This window comes from Nostocoides japonicum T1-X7 (assembly GCF_001046855.1).
Classification (GTDB): domain Bacteria; phylum Actinomycetota; class Actinomycetes; order Actinomycetales; family Dermatophilaceae; genus Nostocoides; species Nostocoides japonicum.
This window is the reverse complement of the sequence record NZ_HF570958.1, coordinates 3,362,155-3,373,015: the sequence shown is the minus strand read 5'-3', so window position 1 is coordinate 3,373,015 and position 10,861 is coordinate 3,362,155. Positions and strand designations below refer to the sequence as shown.

Here is a 10,861-nt window from a genome sequence, read left to right as displayed (position 1 = left end):
GGCCGGTCGCGCGCACCGCGCGTCCGGCGCCCGAGCCATCGCCGCGCCCGCCCTTCGGGCGTCCGTCACCCGAGGGCTCGCCACCGGGGCGTGCCGCGTCGAGCTCGGGGTCTGGCATACCTGTCATCTTGCCTGCTGGGCCTGACGACTGCGGCACCTCACCCCGTCACGGGCGCAGCTCGGAGAGGTGGTCGGCGATCCGGCCGATGGCCTCGGTCAGCACGTCGACGTCGGGCAGGGTGACGAGGCGGAAGTGGTCGGGCTCGAACCAGTTGAAGCCCGTCCCGTGGGTCACGAGGATCTTCTTGGCCCGCAGCAGGTCGATGACGAAGGCCTCGTCGTTCTCGATGGGGTAGACCTCCGGGTCGAGCCGCGGGAAGCAGTAGAGGGCGCCCATCGGCTCGACGCACGACACGCCGGGGATCTCGCCCAGCATGCGCGAGGCCAGCTTCGACTGCTCGTAGAACCGGCCGCCGGGCACGATGAGCTCGTTGATCGACTGGTACCCGCCGAGCGCGGTCTGGATGGCGTGCTGGGCGGGCACGTTGGCGCACATCCGCATGTTCGACAGGAGGGTGAGTCCCTCGAGGAAGTCCTCGGCGAGGTGCTTCGGCCCGGAGATCATGACCCACCCCGCGCGGTACCCGCAGACGCGGTAGGCCTTCGACAGCCCGCTGAAGGTGAGGCAGAGGACGTCGTCATCGGCATACGTCGCGACGTGGTGGTGGACGGCGTCGTCGAAGATGATCTTCTCGTAGATCTCGTCGGCCATGAGGACGAGGTCGTGGCGCCGCGCGATCTCGACGAGCTGCCTCACCGTCTCCTCGCTGTAGACCGCGCCCGTCGGGTTGTTCGGGTTGATGACGACGAGCGCGTAGGTGTTCTCGGTGATCTTGGACTCGATGTCCTCCAGGTCGGGGTTCCAGCCGTTCGACTCGTCGCACCGGTAGTGGACGGGTGTGCCGCCGGAGAGGGTCACCGCGCCGGTCCACAGCGGGTAGTCGGGGGCGGGGACGAGGATCTCGTTGCCGTCGTCGACGAACGCCTGGAGCACCATCGTGATGAGCTCGGACACGCCGTTGCCGATGAACACGTCGTCGACGGAGGTCTCGGTGAGCCCGCGCGACTGGTAGTACTGCGCGACGGCGGTGCGGGCGCTGTAGATCCCCCGGCTGTCGGCATACCCCTGGGACTCGGGGAGGTTGTGGACCATGTCGGCGACGATCGCCTCGGGCGCCTCGAACCCGAACGGCGCGGTGTTGCCGATGTTGAGCTTGAGGACCTTGTGACCCTCGGCCTCCAGCCGCTGGGCCTCGACGAGGATCGGCCCCCTCACGTCGTAGCGGACGTGCTGCAGCTTCTTGCTCTGGACGACATGGCGCATGGCCCAAGTCTCTCAGGGCGACCTGGGCGCCGGTCGCCCACGGGTCCGGCCACGCCGCCGTCGTCAGGCGTCGGTATGCGGGGTCGCGGCGGACCACGAGACCCACCGGTCGATCTCGACCCGGATGAGCGGCCCCGGGGGCGGGTCGGTGAGGTACTGCGGGTACTTGCGGGCGAGGACCGCGACGGCGGCCGCCCCTTCCTCGCCGGTGACGGGTGCGATCGTCGCGAGGCCGTCGGCGCGCACCCACCACAGCGTCGACCAGTCCTCGGCGTAGGAGTCGACGAGGAGGCTCACGCGCGGGTTCGCCGTGATGTTGCGCAGCCGCCACAGCGCCCGAGTCGTCTTCGGCTTGCCGTCGACGGCGGTCCACAGGACCTCCCCGGCGTCGACGGCGAAGACGACCGGGACGAGGTGCGGCCGGCCGTCCTCGCTGACCGTGGCCAGCCGCGCGACCCGGGCGGCCGCGAACCGGTCCCGCGCCGAGGGATCCATGCCCACACGGTATGCCGTGCCAGCAGCGCCACGCCCGTCCCAGCGGCGCCGACGGCCTCCCAGAGGAGCGATCCCCACGCCGGGCGGCGGGCCTCGACCGGCCGGCGCCCGGGCCATACGCTGTCGTGGGTGGTCCGCCGCGAGCCGCCGACGGCCCGGCAGGACGATCTGCTGTCCGGGCCGCTCGAGGGAGCACGCGCCCGGGGCTTCGTCGGGCGCCTCGACGAGAGGGCCTCCTTCGACGACCTGCTCGCCCGACCCGACGGGGCGCGCGTCCTGTTCGTCCACGGGCCGGGAGGCATCGGCAAGACGACCCTGCTGGACGCCCTGGCCCGGCGGGCCAGGGCCGTCGGTCGGTCGCTGCAGTACCTCGACGCCCGGGACGTGACCCCCTCGGAGACGGGAGTACGAGCAGCCCTGGCCGAAGGCGCAGGAGGCTCCGATGCGGAGGTTCTGCTCCTCGACGGGTACGAGCTGCTCGCGCCGGTCGACCGGTGGCTCTGGGAGGACCTGCTCCCGTCACGCCCGACGGGATCGGTGACCGTCGTCGCCGGTCGCGCTCCGCCGAGCCCGGCACGTCGCCTCGACCCCGGGTGGAGCCGGCTGGTGCGGGTCCACGAGCTGTCCGCCCTCGACGCGACCGAGAGCGACGCGCTGCTCGCCGGGCTCGGCATCGAGGCCGCCCTCCGTCCACACCTCGCCCGGATCGGGCGCGGCCACCCGCTCGTGCTCGCGATGCTCGCCGAGGCCGCGCGGGAAGGCCGGACCGCGGAGGCTCTCACCGACGACCCCGACATCGTGAGCACCCTGTGCGCCATGCTCGTCGACGACGTGCCGGACGCCGCGCACCGCACCGGCCTCGCGACGTGCGCTCACGCGACCCGGACCACCCAGGATCTCCTGCACCGGGTCCTCGGCGAGCGGGCACCGGAGGTCTGGACCTGGCTCGGGTCTCGCCCCTACGTGCGGCGCGGTGCCATCGGGCTCTTCCTCCACGACGTGGTCCGCGAGCTGTTCGAGTCCGAGTTCGCCCACCGATCGCCCGACGCCTACGTCGCCCTGCACCGAGCGGTTCGCGGCTACTTCCTCCAGCGGCTCGCCGACCCGACAGAGCCCCATCCCGACCGAGCCGCAGCGGAGATCCTGCTCCTCCACCGGCGCGGCCCGTTGTCCGAGGAGGCCGCCAGGCTGCGCGAGGGGGGCCTTCCGGTCGTCTCCCGCGCGGCGCCCGAGGACCTCGACGGCATCGTCCGCCTCATCGAGTCGTGGGAGGGGCCCACCTCCGCGCGCCTGGCCCGTCGGTGGGCGACCGAGCAGCCCGAGGGGGTCTACCGGGTCCGCTCCGACGCCGGGGTCGAGGCGTTCTCGATGCAGTGCTACCTGCCGACCGGGGGTGCGCTCGACGAGGACGACCCCGTCGCGGCCGCCGTGCTGCGAGCGGTCGAGCAGGAGGGTCCCCTCCGTCCGGGGGAGCGCGTCAACGTCAACCGGTATGCCGGCGCCTCCGAGGTCTATCAGCGTGACCCGCTCGTCCTCTTCGTCAACGGCGTCTCCTGCCTGCTGGAGTGGTCGCACCACAACGCCGCCTGGACCTTCATCGTCGCCATCGACGACCCGCACTACGGACCGTACTTCGAGTACCTCGGCATGCGACGGATGGTGGAGGTCGACGTCGCGGGCCTCGACGTCGTGGCATACGGCTGGGACCGTCGGCGCTTTCCCCCCGAGATGCTCTTCGAGCTGATGGCGCGACGCGAGCTGAGCGGCGAGTCCGGGCCGCCACCCGCCGAATGGGTGCGTCCGGCTCCCTTGTCCCGCAACGACTTCGCCCTCGCCGTCCGTGCGGCGCTCGGGACCCTGGGCAGCCCGGACCGACTGTCCGCATCGCCCCTGCTCGCCTCGGCCCTCGTCGAGCCCGGTGCGCCGCAGCCGGGGGCCCGGCTGCGCGACGTGGTCCTCGCCGCGATCGAGACCATCGGCACCGAGCCGCGGGGCGACGAGCATCGCCGTCTGCTGGAGCGGACCTATCTCAAGGGCGCCCCGTCCCAGGAGGCCGCGGCCCAGGTGCTCGACCTGCCGTTCAGCACCTACCGGCGCCACCTCGCGCAGGCTCAGGACCGCCTGGTCGAGGTGCTGTGGTCGGTCGAGATCGGCGACCTGCGACTGCCGCCCCCAGGAGCAGAGGGCAGGGACTGAGCAGGAAGTGGCCTGTCGGGTGAGCACCCACCCACGCGACGGTGGGCCTCCCCTCGAGAAGGAGAGAGGCCATGCTCCCCCACCGCGCCCCAGCCACGACCGACGTCCTCGTCGCGGGAGCCGGCCCGACCGGCCTGACGACCGCCCTGCTGCTGGCGCGCGCCGGCCACCACGTCACGGTGCTGGACCGCGACGCGGCTGCGCCCCCCGACGCCGCATCCTGCGACCCGGCCCGCTGGTCCCGGCCAGGGGTCGCCCAGTTCACCCAGCCGCACTACCTCCTGCCTCGGTGGACGACCGAGATGAGGGGCGAGCTGCCGGACCTCCTCGACCGTCTCGTCGCCGCCGGGGCCACACGGGTCAACCAGCTCCACCTCCAGCCGGAGTCGGCAACCTGTGGGTGGCAGCCCGGCGACGAGCGGTTCGACACGGTGGCCACCCGCCGCGCGTGGCTCGAGGCCGTGCTCGCCGACGGCGCGGACCACGAGCCGGGTGTCGTCCTGCGACGCGGCGTCAGGGCCACCGGGCTGCTCCACGCGACCGAGGCGGACGGCGCGATCCGGGTGACCGGTCTGCGGACCACGGCGGGCGCCATGGTCGCCGGGCTGGTCGTCGACGCGATGGGCCGGCGGACGCCGTTGCCCGGCTGGGTGGGCGACCTCGACCCCACGGTGCCCCGAGTGACCCGGCAGCAGGCCGGCTTCGTCTACTGCTCACGCCAGTTCCGCGCCCGGGCGGATCGACCGCCGCGAGGCGCCGGACCGGTCCTCGTCCACCATCCGTCGCTGTCGGTCCTCACCATTCCACAGGACCGCGGGACGTATGCCGTCGCGATCGTGCGCGCCTCGGGGGACCGCGGCCTGCGGGGTCTGCGAGAGGTGGATGCCTGGTCGTCCGTGGCCCGCACGTGCCCGACCTCGGCAGCCTGGGTCGCCGAGGGTACGCCGACCACTGCCGTCATGGCCTACGCCACCCGGGACGACCGGCGGCTCGGGTGGGTCGGCGCCGACGGGCCGCGTCTCACCGGCGTGGTCGCGGTCGGCGACGCATGGGCGACGACGAGCCCCATGCTCGGCCGCGGCGCCACCCTCGGGCTGCTCCACGCACAGGCGCTGCGGGACGTGCTGGACGGGTGGCCGGACGGCTCCCCGACGCTCGCCGTCCGTGCGGAGGACGAGGCCGATCGGCGGATCGCGCCGTGGGTCGAGGCCTCGTGGTCCTTCACGCGCCACCGAGCCGCGCAGATGGCGGCCGAGGCCACCGACACGGCATACGAGACCGAGGACCCCGCGTGGGTGGCCACCACGGCCCTGCTCGCCGGTGCCTGGCAGGACCCGGTTCTGGCGCGCTGCGCGAGTGCCGTCGGCGGCCTCCTGGAGTCGCCGGCCACCGTGCTCTCCCGGCCGGACGTGGCCGCACGCCTGCGGTCACACGTCGGCCGCCCGATCGACGGCGCCGGCGAGCCGACGAGACGTGACCTTCTGCATGCGCTCGGCACGACGCCCGCGGCCGTCCCCGGACCGTGAGCCCCGCATCGGGGTCCATCGAGCCGGACGGAATGCGCGAGACAAGTCCGTCCGGGTCCTCGATCCCAGCCCCTGAGCGATCGGCTCCCGACGCCCCGTCCGTGGCGGACCTCCGTCGGGGGCGGGGGCGCTGGCTCGTCTCCCTCCTCGCGACCTCGGTCTCGGCGTATGCCCTCGATGCCGTCGCCACGGCCTGCGGCATCGCGGTCCTCGCCTCCGGGTCGCTGGACGGCCTCGAGGGTCCGGCGCTCGTCCTCGTGCTCGTCGCGAGCTATGCCGGGTGGGGTCTCGGACTGAGCCGGAGCCTGCGGGCCAACCTCTCGCTCCTGGACCGGACCGGGGTGAGCACCAACGTCGTGTCGAAGGCGGCATACGACCTGACCCGGCGTCGGACGGGGAGCCGCCAAGCCCTGCGAGTCGCGGCGGCGGCGGGCTACGTCGCCACGGAGCTGGTCAAGGAGATCCCCTACTACGTCGGCGCCTTCGGGGCCGCTGCCGTCGGGGACGGCCTCTCCAGCAGCGACGCCGTCGTCCTCCTCATCGGGGCGAACCTCGGCGCGGGGCTGTACGAATACGTCCTCGCGGGCGTGACCCGGCTGGCGTTGCGCCGTCGCGCGTATGCGACGTTCGAGTCCGAGTGGGACCCGGAGGCCTACCTCGACGACTACTACCAGGACGTGGAACCGGACGAGGTGGAGACGATCGCCTACCTCGTCGACGGCATCCGTGACGCCGCACGAGCCGAGCCGGTGCTGTTCTACGGCACCGGGCCGACCCTCCACCACGTCTTCCTCGCCACCCCCGTCGCCTCCGAGATCCATCTCGCCGACTACCTGCCGGGCAACCTGGAGGAGGTCCGGCGGTGGCTCGCGGGCGATCCGGCCGCCCACGACTGGCGCCCGTTCGTCCGGTACACCCTGCGCTGCGAGGGCGACCCGAATCCCGACGACGCAGCCGTGACCCGCCGCGAGGAGCTGACCCGCGCGACGGTGACCCGCCTGCTCACGGCCGACGGTCGCAGTCCCGGCCCGTCGCCTCATGGGTACGCGACGGTCGTCAGCGCCTACTGCGCGGACTCCGCGACGTCCGACCGCCGCTCCTGGGCCGCCTTCCTGACGAACGTCATGGACAACACCGCACCCGGAGGGCTCTTCCTCACCGCCGCCCTCCACCGATCGGACGGCTATCTCGTCGGCGGCCGCCTCTTCCCCAGCGCCAGGGTTCGCCGCCGGGACCTGCGCCGCGTGCTCGAGGGGGCCTGGGGCCGCGGTTGCGCCGAGGTCGTGGTCCGCAGCCTCCCGGGACCCTCCGGGCACGGGTACTCCGGCGTCCTGCTCGCGACGGCTCGCCGTCCCGAAACGCGGATCGATGGGGCGCTGCCTCGCTAAGGTCACCGCCATGGGGTCGAGCCGACCGGTGGAGGTCTCGCTGCCACGGTCGGTCCTACGGGGCTACGGGTTGGGCTCGGTCGCGACGGGGTCCTTCGGAACGGTCCCCGGACTCCCGTTGAACGCCCTCCTCGACCTGGCCGCACCGCATACCCGCGAGGTCCTGCTCACGGCCGTCCTCGACCGCCTGCTCCGCCCCTCGAGGCCGTGATCTGCAACCCGACGGAATCGTCACCACATACCTCGACCCACCCGATCCCCTGGGAGTCGAGGTAGCCAGACCCCACCAGAACGTCACCCCATACCTCGACTCACCAGGCCCCTCGGGAGTCGAGGTAACCAGACCCCACCAGACCGCCACCCCATACCTCGACCCACCCGATCCCCCAGGAGTCGAGGTAACCAGACCCCACCAGACCGCCACCCCATACCTCGACTCACCAGGCCCCTCGGGAATCGAGGTAACCAGACCCCACCAGAACGCCACCCCATACCTCGACTCACCAGGCCCCTCGGGTATCGAGGTAACCAGACCCCACCAGAACGTCACCTCATACCTCGACTCACCAGGCCCCTCGGGAGTCGAGGTAACCGAACGCCATTCGAAGGCCCCGCGGGCGTCGGTCCACGAGCACCTCTCGATCTCGAGGAGCCATACCGGCAGAGACCTGGCCAGATACTCGACGTCCGCGGTTCCCCCAGGCGACGAGGCACACAACCCACGGAATCGTCACCACATACCTCGACCCGCCCCGCTCCTCCCGGGGTCGAGGTAACCAGACCCCGCCGGAACGTCACCACATACCTCGACCCGGCCCGGCCCTTCGGAGTCGAGGTATCCAGACCCCGTCGGAATATCACCAGATACCTCCACCCAGCCGAAGACCCTGGAGTCGACGTATCCCGACCCACCGGAAGGTTCACCGAATACCTCGACCGACCAGCCGACCGAACCGACCGGCCGACCAGCCGACCGAACCGACCAGCCAACCGAACCGACGGCCGTCAGCGGCGCAGGACCGTCAGGGTGTCGGACGCCGAACCACCGTCCGACACCTGGGCGAGGACCTGGTGGACGCCGACCGTCGCCGTCCGCGGGATCCGGATGATCGCCGACGCCTTGCCGTGCGCGTCGGTCCGCGGGTTGGCGAGGGTCGCGCCGCCGTCGAGCGAGATCCGGACCCGGACCTGCTTGGCCCATCCGCGCAGGGTCACCTTGACCTGGAGTCCGGCGTGCTGCCGACCGGGCGACACCTGGACATGGCCGACCTTGATGGCCGCCGTCACGGTGAGCCGGGCCGATGCCGAGACGCCGTCCGCCGCCGACGCGGTGACCGTGCGGGTACCGGTACGCGTCGCCCAGGCGACCGGCACGGCATACGTCGCCGACCCGTGGTCGTCGGTCGTCACGGTGCCGAGCACCTTCCGGTCGAGCCGGATCGTCAGCTCCGTGCCGGGGTCCCATCCGGTCAGCGTGGCGGTCGAGGTGCCACCCTGCCGGACCGTCCTCGGGTCGAGGGTGAGGGTTCCGTGGCGCGGCGGCTGGGCGGCAAGGCGGAGCCGGGTGACCTGGGGGTCGTGGTCGGAGGACTGGACGGCGAACTCGCTGTTGACGTGGACGACGTCGTACTGCACGTCGGTGATGGCCTTCGACAGGAAGATGTGGTCGAGGACCTGCGAGACGCCGTTGTAGTTGTAGGTGTACCGCTCGTCGACCGGCAGGGTCCCGATGAGGTCGGTGAGCAACCCGCCGTCGTCGGTGAGGGTCTTCACCGGTCCGGAGAACTGGTAGTCGTTGAAGTCGCCCGCGAGGACGATGTTCGCCGACGGGTCGGCCGTGAGAACCTGCTCGACGAAGCCCCGCAGCACGGTGGCCTGCTGGGTCCGCTGCACCTCCGAGGAGCGGGTCGGCGGCTGGTACCGGCCGTCGGCGTTCTGGTCGCCGCCCTTGGAGTCGAAGTGGTTCGCGACGACGACGACCTTCCGCCCTTGGAAGACGAACTCCCCCGCGAGCGGCTTGCGGGAGTCGTCCCACGCGCTGCTCGTCGGGTCGACGCGGCCGGGGTTGACCGACAGGTCGGGGGTGCCGTCGGGCGCCGTCGAGACGGTGACCGCCTCCGTCGACGTCCCCGCCGGCTTGTCGACGAACGTCACCCGGTCGGGGTTGTAGAGGAAGACCGAGCGGATGTTGCCGCCGGGCTGCCCACCGTCCTCGTCGTTGACGGGGTTGATCTGCGCCCACTGGTATGCGGGACCGCCCGCGGCCGTGATCGCTGCGGTGAGCTTGGCGAGGGTCTGGTCCGCGTCGACCGTGCCGTCGTCCGTCGCTCCGCTGTTGTCCTGGATCTCCTCGACGGAGACGATGTCCGGCGACTTCAGGTTCGTCACGACGCCGGCGCCGAGTGTCGCGAACTTGCTCGCGGGGTCGCTCGGGGCGAGGTTCTCGACGTTGTAGGTCGCGACGGCCAGCTGGTCGGCGGCCTGGGGGCTCGCGGTCGTCGGCTGGAGGTGGTTGTCGACGTACGTCCCGAGCGTCGTCGCGGCGATGGCATACCCGCCGAAGGTCGACCAGTCGACCGGCCCGGTCGTCGCGCCGGCGAGCTCGTCGCCGACGTTCGCTGCCGGGACGACGCCGTTGACGGGCATGACGAGGAGCCGGCCCGAGGGCATCTCGTAGCTGTCGATGTACGTCCCACCCCGGGGCGTGGCGTGCTGGTCGGGCTTGGTCGTCACGTAGATCTCGCCGTACTGCGTCTTGCCGGGGCCGACGACCCGGGCGTCGTCCACGGTGACCCGCATGCCCTCGTGGGCCTCCCAGAACTCCAGCGCCGAGCGGCTCGGCTGGACGGTCGCGATGGACTCGACGTTGCCGGTCGGCGTCGTCGTGGCATACGTGGCGGGGACCGTCGTCGGCGTGATGTCGAGCGCCGCGGGGAGGGCGTTGCCCCGGGTCACCGTCGTGACGAGGGTCGGGGTGATCTCGGTGACGGACAGGCTCGAGGTCGTCGAGAGGGTCTCCCCCGGAGCCAGCGTGTAGTAGTCCTGCACCTTCCCCGTCACGAGGACGGCGTCCCCGACCGACACGGGGGCCGTCGAGTAGACGAAGACGCCGGACGACGCGCTCGCGTCGCTCGTGTCGGGCGAGGGGTCCTGGATCCAGAAGCCCCGTGAGGAGCCGCTCGAGCGGACGGCCGTGACGATGCCTGGGACCTTGCTGACCGTCGTGTCGTCGAGCGGCGAGACGAAGCCGTCGCCCTGGACGTCCTGGATCGTCGTGTCGCCGGGGACGCACTCCTCCGGCAGCGGCGTCACCGAGCACGGGTTCGTCGTCCCCCCGGCCGGTGCGGCCTTCGGCGTCGGGGCCGCGACGGTGAAGTCGGCGGCGTTGTCCGCGGTGTTCGTGAACGGGTCCGTCGTCCGCTGGGCCGAGGCCGTGTTGGACAGCGCCGGCGCCGGGTGGCCGCCGGCCGCGTCGTTCGCCGACCCGTAGCCGACGAAGTCGACGACGGCGGCGTCCGACGTGCACGCGCTGCCGCACGTGAGGGCCGTGCTCCCGAGGACGAGGGCCACCTTGCCGCTCAACGCGCTGAGGTTGATCGTTCCCGTCGCGTCGGGGGTCGGCAGCGCGCTGCCGGTCGTGCCTCCGGACGCCTCCTGGACGAGGTAGTACTGACCGGGCTGGATCTCACCGGTCAGGGCGGTCGTGTTCGTCCACGTCGTACCCGTCGCGGAGGCGTACTGGATGGAGTAGCCGCCGAGGTCGATCGGGCTCGCGCCGGCGTTGTAGACCTCGACGAAGTCGTTGGTGAAGGTCGCCGCCGAGTTGCCCCCGCCGCCGTACACCTCGGAGATGACGAGGGTGCCGCCCGGCG

Annotated in this window: 7 protein-coding genes; 4 read left to right on the top strand and 3 right to left on the bottom strand. The window is 72.1% G+C overall.

Features of this window, described 5'->3' with window-relative positions:
* Nucleotides 1–166: 166 nt before the first annotated feature.
* The gene (locus tag BN12_RS15275) at nt 167–1,384 is read right to left on the bottom strand and encodes a pyridoxal phosphate-dependent aminotransferase (protein WP_048553795.1); all 1,218 of its coding nucleotides are present in this window, start codon (nt 1,382–1,384) and stop codon (nt 167–169) included.
* Between the two features lie 63 nt (nt 1,385–1,447).
* Nucleotides 1,448–1,879, bottom strand: coding sequence for a TIGR03668 family PPOX class F420-dependent oxidoreductase (locus BN12_RS15270; RefSeq protein ID WP_200901226.1), 432 nt, complete (start codon nt 1,877–1,879; stop codon nt 1,448–1,450).
* A gap of 129 nt (nt 1,880–2,008) precedes the next feature.
* Between BN12_RS15270 and BN12_RS15265 the strand changes: the two genes are divergently transcribed.
* The 4 genes from BN12_RS15265 (at nt 2,009) to BN12_RS15250 (ending at nt 7,200) form a co-directional block, all read left to right on the top strand.
* Nucleotides 2,009–4,075, top strand: coding sequence for an ATP-binding protein (locus BN12_RS15265; protein WP_048553790.1), 2,067 nt, complete (start codon nt 2,009–2,011; stop codon nt 4,073–4,075).
* Between the two features lie 71 nt (nt 4,076–4,146).
* Nucleotides 4,147–5,601 (top strand): FAD-dependent oxidoreductase, encoded by a 1,455-nt coding sequence (locus tag BN12_RS15260; RefSeq protein WP_048553787.1) that lies wholly within the window; start codon nt 4,147–4,149, stop codon nt 5,599–5,601.
* A gap of 101 nt (nt 5,602–5,702) precedes the next feature.
* Nucleotides 5,703–6,989 (top strand): guanitoxin biosynthesis pre-guanitoxin forming N-methyltransferase GntF, encoded by a 1,287-nt coding sequence (gene gntF, locus BN12_RS15255; RefSeq protein ID WP_048553786.1) that lies wholly within the window; start codon nt 5,703–5,705, stop codon nt 6,987–6,989.
* A 10-nt stretch (nt 6,990–6,999) separates the two neighbouring features.
* A complete protein-coding gene (locus BN12_RS15250) occupies nt 7,000–7,200 on the top strand; it encodes a hypothetical protein (protein ID WP_048553784.1) in 201 nt (66 codons plus the stop codon).
* Between the two features lie 794 nt (nt 7,201–7,994).
* Here BN12_RS15250 and BN12_RS15245 read toward each other — a convergent pair.
* A partial coding sequence (locus BN12_RS15245) for a lamin tail domain-containing protein (RefSeq protein ID WP_053080049.1) occupies nt 7,995–10,861 on the bottom strand: 2,867 nt, incomplete at its 5' end.

Excerpts from the sequence above, each read along its gene's own strand:
- BN12_RS15260 (WP_048553787.1), top strand. The coding sequence starts at position 4,147 with ATGCTCCCCCACCGCGCCCCAGCCACGACCGACGTCCTCGTCGCGGGA.
- BN12_RS15270 (WP_200901226.1), bottom strand. The coding sequence starts at position 1,879 with ATGGATCCCTCGGCGCGGGACCGGTTCGCGGCCGCCCGGGTCGCGCGG.
- BN12_RS15275 (WP_048553795.1), bottom strand. The coding sequence starts at position 1,384 with ATGCGCCATGTCGTCCAGAGCAAGAAGCTGCAGCACGTCCGCTACGAC.
- BN12_RS15250 (WP_048553784.1), top strand. The coding sequence starts at position 7,000 with ATGGGGTCGAGCCGACCGGTGGAGGTCTCGCTGCCACGGTCGGTCCTA.